Genomic DNA, 18,798 nt, shown 5'->3' on the forward strand with positions numbered 1-18,798 from the left:
GTATAAAATTTTAGCTAAGAAGCAATTTCGGCGTAGTGAAAATTTTTATGTGTATAGTTATGTTCACCGGCTAAATACCCGACACCCTGTCGGAACGCCGGTGTTAGCACGTCCTGTGCGTTACAACTACGCCTTTGTCTTCGCCTTAAAGGCTCGCCAATCGGCGAGTTTTCTTTAGAAGTGAACGTAACAAAAGACGGCGACTCCCGGAGGACAGCGACGAGCAATACTTCTTCGAACTGCGACGAGTAACCGCAGGAGCACTGTTTATCTGTGACGAGTAATCGCAGGAACACTGTTTATCTGCGACGAGTAACCGCAGGAGCACTCTTTACCTGCGACGAGCAAGCGTAGTGGCGCAGGAGCAACGAGCTGAAGATCCACTTAAGGCGAAGAGTTGTTGAGCCTAAGTTAGCTGAAGACAAGCCCTCGAGAAAGCGTCCGTCTGAAGTGAAGTTCACACTCATCATTCGGAATTTCGCACCATATTTTGAGTTATGAAATTGATTCAAGTATAAAAATTTTTAAATGAATATTTTATTCGTGATCAAATCTGAATATGTTGTTGCATAGGATATAAATGGAATGTGAAGGGGGAGATTCTATGCAACGTGAATATAGCTATGAAGAGGAAGTGAAGCGTTGGCTTTTGAAGATGGAAGAACAAGTTCATCATGCGTTTAAGGATTCGAATCATCCGATACTAACTCGTATTAATGAACTTATCGAAGAGCATTTCCATCGTGAAGATACAAAGCTATCATCTGAGGAACGTGAACAATTAAGTAAAGAGGTCAATGGGATATACCAGGACTTTGTATCACAAGTAAATGAACGGAAGGAAGAAGATATAAAGCGTGTTCCCATTGGTGAACACCGATTGCCAGATTTGCCATATTCATATGATGCATTAGAACCTTATATTGCAGAAAGAATTATGGAGCTTCATCATCAAAAACATCATCAATCATATGTTGATGGGTTAAATAAGGCAGAAAAAGAACTACAAACGCAACGTAAAAGAGGTTCCTTCGAAAATATTAAGCACTGGAAAAGGGAATTAGCTTTTAATGGAGCAGGTCATTATTTGCATACGATCTTTTGGGAAACAATGTCACCTAAAGGTGGAGGAAAACCATCAGGTCAACTTTTCGATCAAATCATCATTGACTTTGGGAGTTTCGATGGTTTTAAAAATCAATTTTCAAAAGCTGCCGAAGAAGTAGAAGGAAGCGGCTGGGCAATATTAGTGTGGGCGCCAAGAGCGGGACGTTTAGAAATATTGACGGCAGAAAAACATCAAAACTTATCGCAATGGGATGTCATTCCACTTCTTCCGCTTGATGTTTGGGAACATGCGTATTACTTACAATATGAAAACAAACGGAAAGATTACATTGAAAATTGGTGGAATGTCGTTTGTTGGAGTGCTGTTCAAGATCGGTATAATAAAGCCAAAACAATCAAATGGGAGCCACTTGTCTAAATTAAAACATATGAAACCAAAAAGGGCTGTCTTTAAATAATTAAAGAACAGCCCAAAATTTTTATAACTGCAAGTACTTAATAAAAGGATCATGGTTTAATTGTAAATATAAAGGTTGATCCTTTGTCCATTCACCAACGATGACATACTCAACGCGAATTCCGTTACTTTCCAAGTGGTTGATAATTCTTTCTTTCGGGTAAGGCATTTGTTGAAGATTATCCTCTACCCACTCCCCGTCTGTAATGAATGTCATCGGTAATGGAGTCTGTTCGGGTGCAAGGTTCAGATCATTTCTTGTTGTACTTTGATAAGGACTCTTTTTTAAAACATTAATTGTTCCATTAGCTTCTAAAATGGCATATTCAACTTCTTGTAAGGAGAACACGTCTTTATTACGTAGTAAATTTTGAAGTTGATTGATGTCTAAACGATTCTTTTTCAGCTCACTCCTATCAATTTTTCCTTTGCGAATCACAATAGCTGGTTTCCCTTCTAAAAAACTACGCGTTCTTTTCCACTTTTGTGTAATGATCTCCACAACTGATATTAATGTTCCCCATAAAGAAACGGCGTATAAAACGTAATGAACACCTATTTCTTTATCGTAAATGGCATTACCGACAAGTTCTCCTAATACTAACGCAGAGATAAAGTCAAAAGGTGTTAGCTGTGAAATTTGTGTTTTTCCTAAAATTTTCGTCAATATAAGTAAGGCAATAAATCCGATTAGAAGTTCGATCGATAAGGCTGCAAAATTCGTATTCAAAGGTAACCCACCTTTTGTTAACATTTCCTTATATTAAGATGGACATTTTTGGATACGTTTATGAATTGAATCAATTTCATAATTACTTTTTTGCGGAGTGAAACGAATGATATTATAAATATTTCAATATACGTTTTATTTGGGAGTGAACGTAACAAAAGACGGCGACTCCCAGAGGATCAGCGACGAGCAATACTTCTTCGAACTGCTTCGAGCTGCGACGAGTAACCGCAGGAGCAACGACGAGCAATACTTCTTCGAACTACTTCGAGCTGCGACGAGTAACCGCAGGAGCAACGACGAGCAATACTTCTTCGAACTACTTCGAGCTGCGACGAGTAACCGCAGGAGCACTGTTTATCTGTGACGAGTAATCGCAGGAACACTGTTTATCTGCGACGAGTAACCGCAGGAGCACTCTTTACCTGCGACGAGCAAGCGTAGTGGCGCAGGAGCAACGAGCTGAAGATCCACTTAGGCGAAGAGTTGTCGAGCCTAAGGAAAGCGTCCGTCTGAAGTGAAGTTCACGCTCATCATTTGGTATTTCGCATCTTATTTTGAGTTATCAAATTGATTCAATTATCAAAGATGTGTTGTAAATGATCGTTTAATCTTTTTGTAAGTTGTTTAGATGCATAAATTACTTTTGCTGACTCTGACTGAGGATCATCTTCACTGCCACGAAAAACAGTACGGACATTTTCATCCTTTGTTAACCAATATTTCTGTAAATAAGACTGATACTCTCTCCAGAACGCATCAATTGCTTGTATTTGATTCTCGTTGTACACAACAAAAAGTTCATCGTTTGTTACGGACAACCTCTTTGGAGATAGTTCAATTTCTTTTTTATGTAATTGATGAGTTTGTTTCTGTACGGCATTCCTTACTTGCATACATTGAAGTTCAACTGTTCTTTGCACCTCTTCTTGCCAACTAGTTGTATCTGTTGGGCTATGGTTATCATCATGATGTTCATCTTTTAGATTCTTTTTAATATAGAGGATCGCTTTTTTCAGACGAAACAAATACAAAATGATGACAGTTTGAGACAATAATACAAAAATGATCCCTAGTAAAAGGTATAATTCCATACATGTATTCTCCTTTAAGGCACGTCATTCTCTTTGTGCTTGCTTTTCGTTTTTTTCATCGCCTCTTAAGTATAAATAAACCCGTGTATTTAAATACTAACTCTAAACGAGAAGGAGGCGAACTTTTATGTTTCGTTTATTAAAGATATGTTTGCTTCTATTGATGATAGTACCGATGTTCATAGGCTGTCAAACAGTGGATGAAGAGCAATATGAAGGTAGTGGAATGATCGCTCTACATAATAAGGAATTTCAAGATTTTAAAAATAAAGCAGACGGAGCGAAAAGGGAAGTACGACAGATGGAACAAGTTGACAGAGTTCGTGCTGTAGCAATTGATAATGATATTTATGTCGGGTTAGCTGTAAGTGGTTTTGACCGTTTTTTCTTAAAAGATATTCGCAAAAGTGCACAAGATCAGGTTAAAAAGAAGTATAAAAAAGAGAACGTTCATGTATCAACAGACCGTAAAATTGAAATGGAATTAGAAGATATTGAACGTGAGCTGCATACAAAGAATATGAGTAAAGATCAATTAAGGAAAAAGCTTGATAAGGTCGAAGAAGATATGAAAGGGTAGAGGTGGTGTCTCATGAGTTTCTTTTGGGCATTTGTCGTAGGGGGACTAATTTGTGTCATAGGACAACTATTAATGGATGGAATGAAACTAACGCCAGCTCATACGATGAGCGCACTTGTCGTGTCAGGTGCTGTCTTAGATGGTGTCGGTTTATATGAGCCACTTATCGACTTTGCTGGTGCGGGCGCAACTGTACCGATCACAAGCTTCGGAAATGCGTTAGTTCATGGTGCGATTGCTGAAGCTGAACAGCATGGTATTATTGGCATAATGACTGGAATATTTGAAGTAACTAGTGCGGGTATTTCTGCAGCGATTATATTCAGTTTTTTAGCTGCACTTATATTTAAACCTAAAGGGTAAAAGCCATCATAAAATTGATGGCTTTATGCAATTAGTTTTACCTTAAATAAGTGGCGACTAGCTGAATAAAGGAGAACGATTTTTCGTTTAATGGTAAAACAAAGGTCCACTCTCTTTTTCATTTTTTAAAGAAAGGTGAATCTCACCTGCATCGTTAAGGCTTGCGAATAATACTTCTTCTGTTTTTGAAATATTCCTGTTTAATAGTTCATAGTGTAGCCACTTTACATCTTTACCAAGCCTCTTTAATACGTCAGAATGAACTTTCCCTTCAATAATAATAGGATATGCTAAGCTTGAAGATTTTTTCTTAATGATTAAATCTTCAATTGTTATTTCGGACTTTTCATTTTTTTTATGGATGGACAGTTTTCCGTTAGCCTCCACGATCCCTAGTTTTACTTCACTTAAATTAAAAAACCCTTTTTCACGGAGCATCTGTAGTATGTTATCAATCGTAAATCGTATGGATTGGAGATTATGATAAATAAGACTCCCATCTTTTATAACGACTGTTGGTTCAAAGGTAACTTTTCTACCAAATGCTCGGTATTTTGTAGCTAAATACGAAATGAGGCGTTGTAAAACGGCAATTGCAATAATCGCAACGACCGTATGAAAATGCTGAACGTTAGGGTCTGCAATATCAGCACCAGTAACAGAGGCCAGTGTAATAATGATTAAAAAATCAAAGACAGGTATTTCTCCGATCGTTCGTTTCCCCATGAATAATGTAACGAAAAGTAATAAAGGCAGTATTGTTACAACTCGCAAGATTACAATGAAAATTTCTTGTGGTAACTCCATTTGCTATCCCCTTTTCCATACTCCTTCGTCTTTATAATTCACAATGTTTTACAGCTTATTCATCCCATATTGTCAGAAAGGTACTAATTGTTCTATCGTCTATCAATCATGAAATAGACATAACATGATTAGACGAGCATAGACTTGTACTACATGGTTGCTTTCAATGCAATCAGAGAAAACGATAATAAAGACAAAGAGTGGAGGCAGACATGAGAAGAAAGAGCATTTATATAATAATTACATGTTTTATGTTATTCCAATTAACAACAACAAATATTTATGCGGAAGAATACCCAGGTAATGTGTCTGCGGTAGGTGCAATTTTGATGGAACAAGAAAGTGGCAGGGTGTTGTATGAAAAAGACGCACATCAGCCAATGAGAATAGCTAGTATTACTAAGATCATGACAGCAATTTTAGCGATAGAATCAGGGGAAATGGATGAAAAGGTGAAAGTGTCTGCAAATGCTGAAGGTACAGAAGGCTCATCGATCTATTTAACTGCTGGTGAAAAAATAAAACTTGAGGATTTAGTTTACGGATTGATGCTTCGATCAGGTAATGATGCAGCAGTAGCAATTGCAGAACACGTTGGAGGCAGCTTAGAAGGTTTCGTATTTATGATGGAGGAAAAAAGAAGAGAGCTTGGGATGACAAACTCAGCCTTTGCAAATCCGCATGGCCTAGATGATCATGAAGAGCATTATTCAACGGCATATGATATGGCGGTTTTAACAAAGTATGCGATGGAAAATCCTCAGTTTCGCGAGATATCAGGTACTAAAACTTATAGATCAGAAGCGGATGGAAGATATCGCGTTTTTAATAACAAAAACCGATTACTAACTCAACTATATAAACACTCAACCGGTGGTAAGACAGGTTATACGAAAAGAGCGAAAAGAACGCTCGTATCTACTGCGACGAAAGATGATATGGATTTAATTACAGTAACAATTAACGCGCCTAGTGACTGGCATGATCACATGAATTTATTTGAATGGGGATTTAATACATTTGACGTTCGCGAGCTCGTGAAAGAAGGAAAAGTTGAGCGTGTAAAAGACGCTTATTATAAGGATAAACTACTCGCTGAATACAGTTTTGAATATCCCATTGCAGAAACAGAAATTGATAACATTGATACTCGCCTCTTGCTATATAAACCACCTGCAGATGATCGTTGGTTACGAGAGGGGCACCCATACCCTATAGGCACATATCAAATTGAGATTTCCGGAGAGGTTATAGGAGTCGTTCCGTTAAAATACCTTGAGGATAAAACAGAAGAAAAGTCTTTTTTTCAAAAGTGGAAAGATAAAATATTTATGATAACCGGTGTGAAAGCAAATGGTTAACCTTATATGGATTTCTTTATTTTTAATCGGGTTTATTTTTGCAGCAATTAATGGAACGATGGATAAGGTGAATGAGGGGATATTTGAGGGAGCAAAAGAGGCCGTTATGATTTGTATCGGCCTCATCAGTGTTTTGACCTTTTGGCTTGGTTTAATGCGTATTGCTGAAAAAGCAGGCTTATTACGGGCATTAAGTAGACTGATGCAACCGATCATTACAAGGCTTTTTCCAGAGGTTCCTAAAGATCATCCAGCAATGGGTTATATATTATCGAACATAAGTGCAAATTTGTTTGGCTTAGGTAATGCTGCCACACCAATGGGGATTAAGGCTATGGAAGAGTTAAAACGGCTAAATGGTGGGAGAAGTGAAGCAAGCCGTTCGATGATTACTTTGCTTGCGATTAACACAGCTAGTATTACATTAATTCCTACTACTGTCATTTCAATCAGAATGCAATACGGTTCTGTCTCACCGACTGAAATTGTTGGGACAACCATATTAGCAACAACATGTTCAACAATTGGTGCTCTTCTTGTAGACCGTTACTTTTATTACCGCCGAATGCGCAGAAGGACGTGACATAAATGGAATGGGTGACGACAATTTCCATATGGATCATCCCTTCAGTGATTGCTCTAATCTTAGTTGCAGGTACATTAAAAAAAGTACCTACGTATGAAACGTTTGTCGATGGAGCAAAAGAAGGGATTCAAATGTCTTTTTCTATCATTCCATATTTAGTAGGGATGCTAGTAGCAATTACCGTTTTTAGAGAATCTGGTGCGATGGAATTTTTTATCTCATTATTTAAACCAGCTTTACATGCATTAGGTGTTCCTTCAGAAATCGTCCCACTTGCTATGATTCGGCCTCTATCTGGTACAGGGGCATTAGGAATGACGAGTGATTTAATTGCTACTCACGGACCTGATTCTTTTATTGGAAGGTTAGCGTCTACAATGCAAGGGAGCACTGATACAACGTTTTATGTATTAACTGTTTACTTTGGCGCTGTTGGGATAAAGAAAATGGGAGACGCTTTAAAGGTCGGTTTATTAGCTGATATCATTGGGGTTATTAGTTCAATTGTCATTGTAACTTTAGTGTTTATGTAAGTAGTATAAAGTTTTGTTAGGCTAAAAATTATTGTAGCGGAAGAAATGACAGACAATATCATAGGTATTAAAAATGTAACTAATAGATGGTGCAGCAACCACCATTTATTGGTTTTTTTGTTTTCTGACCGTTTTTGTATGCAGTTCTCACCTTTTCGACAAGGAATGAGGGTTTTGTATTGTTTAATTATAAAAAAAAAGATAAAATTAACGTTTGAAAGCAAATTATGTTCGTCGACACTATTGAAGGGGTAGCTATTAAGGTTAAGTATTAATCAAGTCTTATTTATTGTCAGCTTATTTTGACCATTTAGGGTTCAAATGAAAGTATAAAAAAAGTATGTTTAAGAGGTGTACACATGGAACGATTGCAAAAAGTTATTGCTCAAGCAGGTATTACATCAAGAAGAAAAGCAGAACAATTGATCATTGAAGGTAAAGTACAAGTTAACGGAAAGACGGTTACAGAGTTAGGGACAAAAGTAGATACGAACCATGATGAAGTTGTTGTGAACGGGGTTCCTTTAGAAAAGGAAGAGCCTGTTTATTTTTTGCTGTATAAACCACAAGGTGTCATCTCTAGTGTGGATGATGATAAAGGGAGGAAAGTGGTTACAGACTTTATTGAAACCGATCAACGAATATATCCGATAGGCCGTCTTGATTATGATACGTCTGGTTTACTATTACTAACGAATGATGGAGAGTTTGCAAACTTGCTTATGCATCCGAAGTTTAAAATACAGAAAACCTATATTGCTAAAATTGAAGGAATTCCTGATCGTCAAGCACTTAAAAAGTTAGAAAAGGGAATTAAATTAGATGATGGCAAAACAGCTCCTGCAAAAGCAAAGATGATTAAATCTGACCGTAAGAAAGGGACTTCTATCATTGAATTAACGATTCATGAAGGGAGAAATCGTCAAGTTCGCAGAATGTTTGATGCAATCGGATTTCCCGTAATGAAGCTAAAAAGAGAAAGGTACGGCTTCTTAAATCTTCACGGATTGAATGCGGGAGAGTACAGAGTATTAAAGCCACATGAAGTGAAACAATTACGTGAACTAAGTGTCACATAATTTTCAAATTTACCATTTGATCCATATGTAAACTATACCGGCATAGTGTTAACATAGTATTATTGAAATGTATAAATGGGGGAGAAGAATGAAACAAAGAAGGTTAGTCATCCGGTCTGTCATTTTATTAGTGATGGTCATTGCGATAGGTTATACATTTTATAGTCATTTTTCAGAAGAACGTGGTTTAGTCGATCAAGGTGACATTGCACCGAACTTTGTATTAAATGATCTTGACGGAAACCGTATTGAGCTCGCTGATTTACAAGGTAAGGGTGTATATGTAAACTTTTGGGCGACGTATTGCTCTTTTTGCCGTTCAAAAATGCAATATTTAAAAGACCATTACGAAGACTTCAAAGAAAAAGGTGTTGAGATCATCGCAATAAATGTCGATGAGGCAACGTTACAAGTTCAAAGTCATACCGATAGGCATGAATTAAACTACCCAATAGTCATTGATCGCGACATGCTAGTAAGTAATGCATATGGGGTTGTTAGTTTGCCAGCGACATTTTTAATTGATGAAAATGGAGAAGTGATTAAAAGGCAAATTGGTGCGAAAACAGAAGAACAAGTTGTAGAATCTCTTGAATCACTTGTTCCAAACAGCTAGTGGGGGATTGAGATGGATAATGTGAAGTGTGAATGTGGCCATGTGAACCCATATGGAACTTATTTATGTGAATCATGTGGTAAACCTTTAATAGAAGAAGAAGGTAATTTGGCTAACATGCGTTATGAAGGGGTTGCAAGACGCTCTCAGACGTATAAGCGCTCGATCGTAGATAAAATTTGGAACTTTTTCTCATCGGTAAAAGTAGGCATATGGATTATTGTTATCCTTTTAATAGCTTCAGCCTTAGGTACAGTATTCCCGCAAGAAATGTATATCCCTCCTGGAGAAAGGGCGACAATTTATTACGAACAAGAGTACGGAACCTTAGGGAAATTATATTATCAACTTGGGTTTCATAACTTATATAGCTCATGGTGGTACATGCTCTTAATAGCTTCATTAGGTGTTTCATTAGTCATTTGTAGCCTTGATCGAGTTGTACCATTATACCGAGCATTAAAAACACAAAGAATTACACGCCACACTGGTTTTTTGAAAAGGCAGCGACTTTTCAAAAAAACGGCTAAGGTAGATGGTGCAGATCAAGAAATTAAAAAAGCTGTACAAGTACTTAAAAGTAAAAAGTATAAAGTAAGAGAAGAAAACGGGAATATTCTTGCAGAAAAAGGGCGTTTCTCCCGTTGGGGTCCGTATGTGAACCATGTCGGATTAATTATCTTTTTAATTGGTGCAATGTTAAGGTTCTTCCCAGAAATGTATATAGATGAGCACATTTGGGTGAGAGAAGGGGAAGAAGTCGTCGTTAAAGGAACAGACGGAGAGTACTTTCTTCGAAACAATGAATTTATCGTTGAGTATTATGATGAGGATGATGAAAGGTACCGTGATGCTTTTGAGAGAACAGGTCAACCTGTTGTAAAGACGTACCAAACATCGGCAACTTTACTAAAAAGGGAAGATAATGGCACAGTTGGTGCTGAAACGGAGCTTGAAGAAATTAAAGATTATGATATCCGTGTTAATGACCCATTAACTTTTGATGGCTTCGGTCTCTATCAAGTAGATTATAAGCTCAATGAGTTATCACAATTTACATTTACGATTGAACCTACTGATGGAAATACAGATGTAGACTTATCAGAAGTTCGATTTGATGTCAATTTGTATGATCCACAAGATGTTTATGAGTTTGATAATGGTTATCGAATTGAAATTATGGAGTACTTCCCAAATTTTTATATAAATGATGATCGTGAGCCGGATACATTAAATCGTATCCCGGATAATCCGCGTTTTATATTTGAAGTATTCCCGCCTGAACTCGACCCAGAAACAGATAGTGGTGAGCTTAGTTTCATAGGAATTCAAGTAAATGAGGAGCTCAATGGAGACAATGATTACCGTATCCGTATGGTTGATTTAGAAATGTTAAATGTGACAGCATTAACTGTTCGTAGAGACCGTACGATCCCAATTATCATTGTTGGTGGAGTTATTTTTATGATTGGTTTAGTACAAGGTTCTTATTGGCACCACCGTAGAATTTGGCTTCAAAATCGAGATAATGAAATTTGGCTAGCAGGTCATGCGAATAAGAACTGGCATGCGTTGAAAAATGACTTCGAAGCGATTTCGAAAGAAACATTCATTCCAGTGCCAGATGATCAAGCCGATGAAGAGGATAACCGCAAGAGTGAAAAAGATGAGGTGAATAAGGATGGTTCAAGCAAGTAGTAACTTACTTTTAGTAGCTTTTTTCTTCTACTTAGCTTCTACAATTTTCTTTGCAGTGTCTATTACTGGAAAGAAGTTCAAAGATAAACATGGTGAAGAGAAAAATAAAGCTGCGCTTCTAGGATATATTACAGCAGTACTAGGGTTACTCTCAGCAACTGGATACTTTATCGTAAGGTGGATTGCTGTTGAACACGCTCCGGTAAGTAATATGTTTGAATATACAACGTTCTTAGGGATTTGCTTGTCGTTGGCGTTTGTCATTGTATATCCGATTTACAAAGTTAATTTATTCGGATTGTTTACAATGCCTGTTGTTATGTTAATTATTGCTTATGCTTCGATGTTTCCAGGAGATGTTCAGCCACTTATCCCTGCACTTCAAACGAATTGGCTTACGATTCATGTTATCACGACCGCCATTGGTCAAGGGATACTAGCGCTAGGTTTTGCGGGTGGTTTATTATATTTAATTCGCGTAATCGATTTTTCGAAGAAATCGAACAAAGTAAAAGGCGTCGAATTTATCTTGTTTTGCGTTTTAAGTACAGTGGCGTATATATTAATTGGCATTGGCTTTAATGCAGCAGGATATGAGGCGGAATTTCATTATATAAATGAAAATGACTTTGAAGCTGAAATGACATATTTTATGCCTGCATTGATTGGACCAAATGAAGGGGAATTGTTAACAGAAGATCGCTTTTCTCCTTTAGTTTCTACACCTGCAATCATTCGAAGTAATGATTTAAATACAGTTGTTTGGTCAATCATTGGCGGTCTTATCTTATATTATGGATTACGTCTAATATTAAGGAAGCCTCTAGGTGGAGCTATGCAGCCACTGGTAAAAAGTGTTAATCCACGTACAGTTGATGAAATTAGTTATCGTGCGATTGCGATAGGTTTCCCTATTTTCACTCTCGGTGGACTAATCTTCGCAATGATTTGGGCGCAAATTGCTTGGACGAGGTTCTGGGGATGGGACCCGAAAGAAGTATGGGCATTAATTACGTTCCTTTTCTATGCCGCTTACTTACACCTTCGTCTTTCAAAAGGTTGGCATGGAGAAAGAAGTGCATGGCTATGTGTTATTGGATTTGCTTTAATTATGTTCAACTTAATTTTTGTGAATCTCGTTATTGCTGGTTTACATTCATATGCGTAAGTAAATAGTGTAAATAAAGAAAGTTGTATACTTTGTCATACAGCTTTCTTTTTGAAATGTGAAACATATGAATGAATTTCATAAATCTCGATGAAGCTTGAATGGATGTCGCGCTTGTACCTAAAGATGAAAGCGAAGTGTATCTCTACTGAGGTTCAAATAAAAGTGTACAAATCAATTTCATAATTACGTTTTTTGCACAATGAAACGAATGATATGATAAATTTTTTCATTAAATGTACGTTTTATTTCGAAGTGAACGTAACTAAAGACGGCGACTCCCGGAGGATCAGCGACGAGCAATACTTCTTCGAACTGCTTCGAGCTGCGACGAGTAACCGCAGGAACACTGTTTATCTGCGACGAGTAACCGCAGGAGCACTCTTTACCTGCGACGAGCAAGCGTAGTGGCGCAGGAGCACTGTTTATCTGTGACGAGTAATCGCAGGAACAACGAGCTGAAGATCCACTTAGGCGAAGAGTTGTCGAGCCTAAGTTAGCTGAAGGCAAGCCCTCGGGAAAGCTTCCGTCTGAAGTGAAGTTCACGCTCATCATTCGGAATTTCCCATCTTATTTTTAAATATGAAATTGATTCAAAAGTGTACAAATTAAAAAATCAAGATAAATAAATTCTGAGACTCTAATCATTTTTAATAAGAGGAATTATAAAATTGGTTCATATACCAATCATTTTATTATTCATGATACAATAATAATATTAAATGAATATAATTGATAAGATTAATAGTGAAAATAGTTGAGGGGGAAATGACATGTCAAATGACGCAAAAATTTTAGTAGTCGATGATGAAGATCGAATTCGTCGCCTTTTAAAAATGTATTTAGAAAGAGAAGAGTATGAAGTAGATGATGCTGAAAATGGGGAAATCGCATTAAAGCTAGCTCTTGAAAATGACTATGATCTTATTTTATTAGATTTGATGATGCCAGGAATGGATGGTATTGAAGTTTGTGAAGAATTGAGAAAGCAAAAAGCTACACCCGTTATTATGCTTACTGCTAAAGGGGAAGAAGCAAACCGAGTACAAGGGTTTGAGGCAGGTACTGACGACTATATCGTAAAGCCTTTTAGCCCAAGAGAAGTCGTACTAAGAGTAAAAGCGTTATTACGTCGTTCGTCTTCTACAAAGTTCTTACAAACAGAGACAACAACGAAAGATGTTTTAGTGTTCCCACATTTAACAATTGACAATGATGCACACCGTGTTACAGCGGATGAGCAATTTATTAATTTAACACCAAAAGAGTATGAATTGTTACATTACTTAGCTCAAGCTCCGGACAAAGTATTTTCAAGAGAGCAATTGTTAAAAGATGTTTGGAATTATGAGTTCTTTGGAGATCTGAGAACTGTCGATACACATATAAAACGACTGAGAGAAAAGTTAAGTAAAGTTTCACCAGAGGCCGCGAATATGATTTCAACCGTATGGGGAGTCGGTTATAAATTTGAGGTAGCGAAAGAAAAATGATGTTATGGCGTAGTGTGGTCGGTAAGTTGTGGCTTACAATTCTCTTACTAGTAACAGTTGTACTAACTGTATTAATGATATTACTTTTACAATATTTCCAGTATTTTCATACCGTTCAGGCAGAAGACCAGTTGAAAAATCATGCCACTTTAATTGGATCTTTATTAGAAAACGCCGATTCCACTGAGGCAGCGAAAACAATGAGTGAAAATATTGCAGAAACTTATTCGACAACAGCTGTGATTATTACGGAAGATGAACAGTATTGGAATACAACTGACGTAACTGACCACGACTTACCAATCTCGGTCTTTTTCGAAGATCGAGATCTTTCGCGTGTTTTCGTTGAAAATGAATCGGTTGTGGCCCAAGGAAATTACTCGATGTCAGAAGATGTATTAATCGTAGGAGAACCTGTTACATTTGCTGTTGGTAATGAGGGTGCAATTTTTGTTTATCAATCACTTAATGAAGTAGAACAAGCGACAAATCGAACGAAACATATTATCTTTTTAGCAGCGGGAATCGCGATTGTATTAACGACAATCTTTGCTTTCTTTCTAACAACAAGAATTACAGCTCCTTTAAGAAAGATGCGAAAAGCATCATTAGAAGTCGCAAAAGGAAATTTTAATACGAAAGTGCCAATCTTAACAAATGATGAAATTGGATTATTAGGGATTGCTTTTAACCGCATGGCAAGAGCTTTAAATACGAACTTAACAGCATTAAATCAAGAAAAAGAACAACTTTCTCGTATTTTGAGTTCAATGGCTGATGGCGTTATTACTTTAGATCGTGGTGGTTCAGTAATGGTAACAAACCCACCAGCTAACGAATTTATTAGTGCATGGCTTTATGAACAAGGATACGAAGTTGAAGAATCTGGACATTTGCCGGAGGAGTTACAAAACTTGTTCGAAAAGGTTGTAGAGGAAGAAAAAGAGCAAATGACAGAAGTTGATATTCAAGGTCGAAGTTGGGTTGTTCTAATGACTCCACTATATGGCCGAATTGATGTTCGAGGGGCAGTAGCTGTTTTAAGAGATATGACTGAAGAGAGATTGCATGATAAATTACGTAAAGATTTCATTGCAAATGTCTCACATGAATTAAGAACCCCAATCTCTATGCTTCAAGGATATAGTGAAGCAATTATTGACGGTATTGCAGCTTCAGAAGAAGAGAAAATCGAACTCGCACAAATTATTTATGAAGAATCGTTACGAATGGGAAGATTAGTTAATGAACTGCTTGACCTTGCGAGAATGGAAGCAGGTCATATTACATTAAATACAGAAGAAATACAAATCAATGAATTTGGTCAACGTATTTTACGAAAGTTCCAAGGTGTTGCTAAAGAACATCGAATAGAGCTATCTGGAGAACTTAAAGATATTGAAAAGCCAATCACTGCAGATTCTGACCGGTTAGAACAAGTGTTGACGAATTTAATTGATAATGCAATTCGTCATACCCCTGAAGGTGGTAAAGTTACATTAAGGCTTGATCCTTATCATAATGGCATTAAATTTGATGTCGAAGATACCGGTTCTGGCATTCCAGAAGAAGATCTACCATTTGTATTCGAACGTTTCTATAAAGCTGATAAAGCGAGAACAAGAGGGAGATCGGGAACTGGGCTTGGTTTAGCAATAGTGAAAAATATTGTCGAAGCGCATAACGGAAAGGTGTCAGCTCACAGCAAAGTGAACGAAGGTACGACATTTTCTGTGTTCATACCGCATGAGTCTGAATAATTATGACGGATGAGTAAGAATAATCTTGTTTCATAAGGAACAAAGGGGCTTGCCACAATTGGCAATGCCCCTTTGTTTATTTGAAAAAGTAAGAAAGTATTACATTTCAGCTCTAGGTAGATGTCTAGCTCAGCGACGAGCGCTACCTCACGAATAAGCTACGAGTTGTCTCGACGGATCAAGCTTCGAAGTGAAGCTAGAAGAGGAAGAGACAGCTACGCGCCTACTTGACTCCTGCGTCACTTCGTTTTACTCGTCGCAAAGCTGCAAGGAAGCAAACTCAATGCCGTAGCTTCGCTCGAGGTCACTTCGCCCCGTCAATTGAAGTCTTGATAGAGCGACTTCTTCTTGCCGGGCCTCCAGTGCTTGTCACTCGTGTGCATAGGCGCTTGCTACTTTCTTATATCCTTATAAATTTCTCGGATGACATGAGCTAACTCTGGAATAATTAGTTCTTTCATTGCTAATTTCACAGCTCCAGATGACCCAGGTGTTGAAAAGACAGCTGTTGTACCTCTTACCCCTGCAATTGCTCTTGTGAGCATCGCCGCTGATCCAATATCTTTTTCATAACTTAAATAACGAAACAGTTCACCAAATCCAGGTAATTCTTTATCTAACATCGCTGAAGTAGCTTCAAACGTTGTATCTCTAAACGTAATTCCTGTTCCACCGTTAATTAAAATCGCTTGTACATTTTCGTCAAGATCTGCCTCACGAATTTTTTCTTGAATGGCTATGTAATCATCTTTTACGATTGTGTGATTTACGACTTGATGCCCTCCATCTTCAAGAAATTGCTTCATTAATAATCCACTTTTATCGGTTTCTTTCGTACGTGTATCTGAAACAGTTAAAACGTTGCACGCAACACTCTTTGGAGCTTCTGACTTATGTTCATGTACACTCATTTGATCGCCTCCTTTATAATATATTACAACCCTTTGAGCGCTTTCACAAATATTTGTTGGTTTGTAGAAAAAAGAAAAATGGTGTTGCAAATACCCATTTTTGTGTATAATGAATATGTAAATCATTTATATTGTTTAGCTATCTGCTACATTAAGGTCATATCATTTGAGAATGATATGTTAAAAGGGAAGTCGGTGAAATTCCGGCACGGTCCCGCCACTGTAAGCGCTAGATGTCTCTATTTGCCACTGTCTTAATTGATGGGAAGGAAGAGGGCATCGTCATGCGTAAGTCAGGAGACCTGCCTTAATTGGAAATACCTTCGAGGAAAAGGTGAAGCAGTTATTAGGTACATTTTTCTGTTTTTGTGTATCTTTTAACTTGATTCTCGCGCCCCCAAGGTATTGGGGGCGTTTTCTTTATATTAAGAGGTAAATAGCAATTGGTAAGTGTTCTATGAAATGATTTACGAAATTAATGAATAAAAGAGAGGGAAAAAAGATGAAAAAGTACGTTTATCCATTGAGTTTCTTATTATGTATTCTTATTTTTACAGCTTGTCAAACAGAGGATTTGAATGAAGATGAGCAATTAACCAACGATGTAGAAGATACGAGTTTTCCTATTGAAATTGAAGATGCGAGAGGAGAGCTAGTCGTCATCGATGAAAAGCCAGAAAAAGTCATTTCAATTATTCCAAGTAATACAGAAATTATTTATGGAATTGACGGATGGGATCAGTTAATTGCAGTAACAGGAAATGATGATTACCCACCTGAAGTGACTGACTTACCTACTGTTGGTGATATGACGATTGATATTGAAAAAGTATTATCGCTACAGCCGGATGTTGTTTTAGCTTCTGCCATTAATGATCTTGAAGCTGTAAGCCGAATGGAAGAAGCCGGGATTGTTGTTTATGTTGCAAATGATGCCAATGATTTTCAAGGTGTTTATGAGACGATTGAAAATGTTGGTAAAGTAATTGGACAACACGATATCGCGCAAGAAGTAGTAGCAGACATGCAGGATAGGCTAGATACGGTTAAAACGAAAGCAGAAACAATTAATGAAGATGATGTAAAGCGTGTCTGGGTTGAAATTTCACCTGCGCCTGAAATTTATACGACAGGACAAGGGACATTTTTTGATGAAATATTGACGATAATTGGGGCTGAAAATGTCGTAGAAGAAAACGGTTGGGTTCAATATACAGAAGAAGATGCAGTGTTGCTTAATCCAGATGTGATTGTCACTACATATGGTTATTATATGGAAAATAGTAAAGAGGAAATTCTTGAAAGGTCTGCTTGGCAAGAGGTCGAAGCGGTAAAAAATGAAAGAATTTTGGATATTGATAGTAATATCATTTCTCGTCAAGGACCGAGGTTAATCGAAGGGGTCGAACAACTTGCGTCACTTATTTACCCAGACGTATATGAACAATAATTCAAGAGTTATATTCGCATACGTTTTTTCACTTGTCTTTTTATGTTTGGTCCTTATTGGTGGCATTTTGAGTGGAAGTGCAACAATTACGTTTTACGATGTTTGGGTAAGTATAAAAAGTATTCTGCCTTTAGGAGGAGTCTTAGAGGCAGAAACTCCAATGAATACACATATTGTCTTGCAAATAAGGCTACCTAGAGTTCTATTAGCGTTTTTGGTTGGAGCATCACTAGCACTAGCCGGAGTTACTTTTCAAGGCCTTTTAAGAAACCCACTTGCTGATCCTTATACACTCGGTGCCTCTTCGGGGGCTGCTCTCGGTGCTGTATCTGTTTTATATTTTGGATTATCACTACCACTGTTAGGAGCTTTAACATTACCAGTAATAGCGATCATTGCAGGTTTCATAACATTAATGTTAGTTTTGTTATTTGCAAGGTCTGTTCAAGACACATTAGCGGTAGAGACGATTATTTTAACTGGAATTATCTTTAGCTCATTTTTAGGTGCTCTCTTATCATTATTAATCGCATTAAGTGGGGATGAGCTTCGACAAATCATCCATTGGTTATTAGGCTCAGTAAGTATGCGTGGTTGGTCTTATGTGTATATCATTTTTCCTTTTTTTGTACTTGGACTTATTCTCTTAATGGTTCACTGGCGTGAGTTAAATGCTTTTGTATTTGGTGAACAATCCGCACACCATCTAGGAATTAATGTAGAAAGAAAAAAAGTTGTTTTACTCTTAGCGGCTTCATTATTAACAGGATCTGCTGTAGCTGTATCAGGGACAATTGGATTTGTCGGCCTTGTTATACCACATCTAGTACGGCTGTTGTTTGGTGCAGATCATAAGCATTTGCTACCGCTTTCTGCGATTTTTGGAGGTTCATTTCTTATATTAACAGATATTATTGCTAGAACGGTCATAGCACCAGCTGAACTACCAATCGGTGTTATTACTGCAATTATAGGTGCGCCTGTCTTTGGTATTCTTTTATTAAATAAAAAAAGGAATCAGAGATAAAAATACACTAGAAGTAA

General features: G+C 37.4%; 18 protein-coding genes and 1 riboswitch. Of the genes, 14 read left to right on the forward strand and 4 right to left on the reverse strand.

Going from position 1 to position 18,798, the window contains the following annotated elements; translation table 11 throughout:
* Positions 1-604: 604 nt before the first annotated feature.
* A complete protein-coding gene (locus LGQ02_RS08195) occupies positions 605-1,486 on the forward strand; it encodes a superoxide dismutase (RefSeq protein ID WP_226517697.1) in 882 nt (293 codons plus the stop codon).
* Positions 1,487-1,547: 61 nt separating this feature from the next.
* Here the strand turns inward: LGQ02_RS08195 and LGQ02_RS08200 are convergent, their stop codons facing one another.
* Entirely contained in the window at positions 1,548-2,255 is a 708-nt protein-coding gene (locus LGQ02_RS08200) for a DUF421 domain-containing protein (protein WP_226517698.1), read from the reverse strand.
* A 575-nt stretch (positions 2,256-2,830) separates the two neighbouring features.
* Entirely contained in the window at positions 2,831-3,349 is a 519-nt protein-coding gene (locus LGQ02_RS08205; RefSeq protein WP_226517699.1) for a hypothetical protein, read from the reverse strand.
* 127 nt (positions 3,350-3,476) lie between these two features.
* Between LGQ02_RS08205 and LGQ02_RS08210 the strand changes: the two genes are divergently transcribed.
* Together LGQ02_RS08210 and spoVAE are read left to right on the forward strand one after the other, a co-directional pair.
* Positions 3,477-3,929: a YhcN/YlaJ family sporulation lipoprotein gene (locus LGQ02_RS08210; protein ID WP_226517700.1), complete on the forward strand. Its 453-nt coding sequence runs from the start codon at positions 3,477-3,479 to the stop codon at positions 3,927-3,929.
* Positions 3,930-3,941: 12 nt separating this feature from the next.
* A complete protein-coding gene (gene spoVAE / locus LGQ02_RS08215; RefSeq protein ID WP_226517701.1) occupies positions 3,942-4,292 on the forward strand; it encodes a stage V sporulation protein AE in 351 nt (116 codons plus the stop codon).
* A gap of 87 nt (positions 4,293-4,379) precedes the next feature.
* Here the strand turns inward: spoVAE and LGQ02_RS08220 are convergent, their stop codons facing one another.
* Entirely contained in the window at positions 4,380-5,099 is a 720-nt protein-coding gene (locus LGQ02_RS08220) for a DUF421 domain-containing protein (RefSeq protein ID WP_226517702.1), read from the reverse strand.
* A 212-nt stretch (positions 5,100-5,311) separates the two neighbouring features.
* Here LGQ02_RS08220 and LGQ02_RS08225 point away from each other — a divergent pair, with 212 nt between their 5' ends.
* The 9 genes from LGQ02_RS08225 to LGQ02_RS08265 all read left to right on the forward strand — a co-directional run bounded on the left by LGQ02_RS08225 (position 5,312) and on the right by LGQ02_RS08265 (position 15,393).
* A complete protein-coding gene (locus LGQ02_RS08225; protein WP_226517703.1) occupies positions 5,312-6,460 on the forward strand; it encodes a D-alanyl-D-alanine carboxypeptidase family protein in 1,149 nt (382 codons plus the stop codon).
* Positions 6,453-7,043: a nucleoside recognition domain-containing protein gene (locus LGQ02_RS08230; RefSeq protein WP_226517704.1), complete on the forward strand. Its 591-nt coding sequence runs from the start codon at positions 6,453-6,455 to the stop codon at positions 7,041-7,043. The genes LGQ02_RS08225 and LGQ02_RS08230 overlap by 8 nt, the downstream gene beginning before the upstream one ends.
* Before the next feature lie 5 nt (positions 7,044-7,048).
* Entirely contained in the window at positions 7,049-7,579 is a 531-nt protein-coding gene (locus LGQ02_RS08235) for a spore maturation protein (RefSeq protein ID WP_226517705.1), read from the forward strand.
* A gap of 359 nt (positions 7,580-7,938) precedes the next feature.
* Positions 7,939-8,658, forward strand: coding sequence for a pseudouridine synthase (locus LGQ02_RS08240; protein ID WP_226517706.1), 720 nt, complete (start codon positions 7,939-7,941; stop codon positions 8,656-8,658).
* Positions 8,659-8,746: 88 nt separating this feature from the next.
* On the forward strand, positions 8,747-9,274 hold the full coding sequence (gene resA, locus LGQ02_RS08245) for a thiol-disulfide oxidoreductase ResA (RefSeq protein WP_226517707.1): 528 nt from the start codon (positions 8,747-8,749) through the stop codon (positions 9,272-9,274).
* A gap of 12 nt (positions 9,275-9,286) precedes the next feature.
* Positions 9,287-10,972, forward strand: a complete 1,686-nt coding sequence (gene resB / locus LGQ02_RS08250) for a cytochrome c biogenesis protein ResB (protein ID WP_226517708.1) — start codon at positions 9,287-9,289, stop codon at positions 10,970-10,972.
* Entirely contained in the window at positions 10,956-12,140 is a 1,185-nt protein-coding gene (gene ccsB / locus LGQ02_RS08255) for a c-type cytochrome biogenesis protein CcsB (RefSeq protein WP_226517709.1), read from the forward strand. The genes resB and ccsB overlap by 17 nt, the downstream gene beginning before the upstream one ends.
* A gap of 773 nt (positions 12,141-12,913) precedes the next feature.
* Positions 12,914-13,633 carry a response regulator transcription factor gene (locus tag LGQ02_RS08260; RefSeq protein WP_226517710.1) on the forward strand — a complete coding sequence of 240 codons (720 nt, stop codon included), beginning with the start codon at positions 12,914-12,916 and terminating at the stop codon, positions 13,631-13,633.
* Positions 13,630-15,393 (forward strand): ATP-binding protein, encoded by a 1,764-nt coding sequence (locus tag LGQ02_RS08265; RefSeq protein ID WP_226517711.1) that lies wholly within the window; start codon positions 13,630-13,632, stop codon positions 15,391-15,393. The genes LGQ02_RS08260 and LGQ02_RS08265 overlap by 4 nt, the downstream gene beginning before the upstream one ends.
* A 392-nt stretch (positions 15,394-15,785) precedes the next feature.
* On the opposite strand, the gene LGQ02_RS08270 is transcribed toward LGQ02_RS08265, so the two are convergent.
* Positions 15,786-16,304, reverse strand: a complete 519-nt coding sequence (locus LGQ02_RS08270) for a MogA/MoaB family molybdenum cofactor biosynthesis protein (protein ID WP_226517712.1) — start codon at positions 16,302-16,304, stop codon at positions 15,786-15,788.
* A gap of 137 nt (positions 16,305-16,441) precedes the next feature.
* Positions 16,442-16,628, forward strand: a riboswitch (cobalamin riboswitch).
* A gap of 178 nt (positions 16,629-16,806) precedes the next feature.
* On the opposite strand from LGQ02_RS08270, the gene LGQ02_RS08275 reads away from it, so the two are divergent.
* A complete protein-coding gene (locus LGQ02_RS08275; RefSeq protein WP_226517713.1) occupies positions 16,807-17,754 on the forward strand; it encodes an ABC transporter substrate-binding protein in 948 nt (315 codons plus the stop codon).
* On the forward strand, positions 17,717-18,781 hold the full coding sequence (locus LGQ02_RS08280; protein ID WP_404802387.1) for a FecCD family ABC transporter permease: 1,065 nt from the start codon (positions 17,717-17,719) through the stop codon (positions 18,779-18,781). Before LGQ02_RS08275 ends, LGQ02_RS08280 begins: the two co-directional genes overlap by 38 nt.
* Positions 18,782-18,798: the final 17 nt, after the last annotated feature.

It is taken from the genome of Bacillus shivajii, assembly GCF_020519665.1.
GTDB classification, from domain to species: Bacteria; Bacillota; Bacilli; order Bacillales; family Salisediminibacteriaceae; genus Bacillus_CA; species Bacillus_CA shivajii.

Excerpts from the sequence above, each read along its gene's own strand:
- LGQ02_RS08195 (WP_226517697.1), top strand. The coding sequence starts at position 605 with ATGCAACGTGAATATAGCTATGAAGAGGAAGTGAAGCGTTGGCTTTTG.
- LGQ02_RS08205 (WP_226517699.1), bottom strand. The coding sequence starts at position 3,349 with ATGGAATTATACCTTTTACTAGGGATCATTTTTGTATTATTGTCTCAA.
- LGQ02_RS08210 (WP_226517700.1), top strand. The coding sequence starts at position 3,477 with ATGTTTCGTTTATTAAAGATATGTTTGCTTCTATTGATGATAGTACCG.
- spoVAE (WP_226517701.1), top strand. The coding sequence starts at position 3,942 with ATGAGTTTCTTTTGGGCATTTGTCGTAGGGGGACTAATTTGTGTCATA.
- LGQ02_RS08220 (WP_226517702.1), bottom strand. The coding sequence starts at position 5,099 with ATGGAGTTACCACAAGAAATTTTCATTGTAATCTTGCGAGTTGTAACA.
- LGQ02_RS08225 (WP_226517703.1), top strand. The coding sequence starts at position 5,312 with ATGAGAAGAAAGAGCATTTATATAATAATTACATGTTTTATGTTATTC.
- LGQ02_RS08230 (WP_226517704.1), top strand. The coding sequence starts at position 6,453 with ATGGTTAACCTTATATGGATTTCTTTATTTTTAATCGGGTTTATTTTT.
- LGQ02_RS08235 (WP_226517705.1), top strand. The coding sequence starts at position 7,049 with ATGGAATGGGTGACGACAATTTCCATATGGATCATCCCTTCAGTGATT.
- LGQ02_RS08240 (WP_226517706.1), top strand. The coding sequence starts at position 7,939 with ATGGAACGATTGCAAAAAGTTATTGCTCAAGCAGGTATTACATCAAGA.
- resA (WP_226517707.1), top strand. The coding sequence starts at position 8,747 with ATGAAACAAAGAAGGTTAGTCATCCGGTCTGTCATTTTATTAGTGATG.
- resB (WP_226517708.1), top strand. The coding sequence starts at position 9,287 with ATGGATAATGTGAAGTGTGAATGTGGCCATGTGAACCCATATGGAACT.
- ccsB (WP_226517709.1), top strand. The coding sequence starts at position 10,956 with ATGGTTCAAGCAAGTAGTAACTTACTTTTAGTAGCTTTTTTCTTCTAC.
- LGQ02_RS08260 (WP_226517710.1), top strand. The coding sequence starts at position 12,914 with ATGTCAAATGACGCAAAAATTTTAGTAGTCGATGATGAAGATCGAATT.
- LGQ02_RS08265 (WP_226517711.1), top strand. The coding sequence starts at position 13,630 with ATGATGTTATGGCGTAGTGTGGTCGGTAAGTTGTGGCTTACAATTCTC.
- LGQ02_RS08270 (WP_226517712.1), bottom strand. The coding sequence starts at position 16,304 with ATGAGTGTACATGAACATAAGTCAGAAGCTCCAAAGAGTGTTGCGTGC.
- LGQ02_RS08275 (WP_226517713.1), top strand. The coding sequence starts at position 16,807 with ATGAAAAAGTACGTTTATCCATTGAGTTTCTTATTATGTATTCTTATT.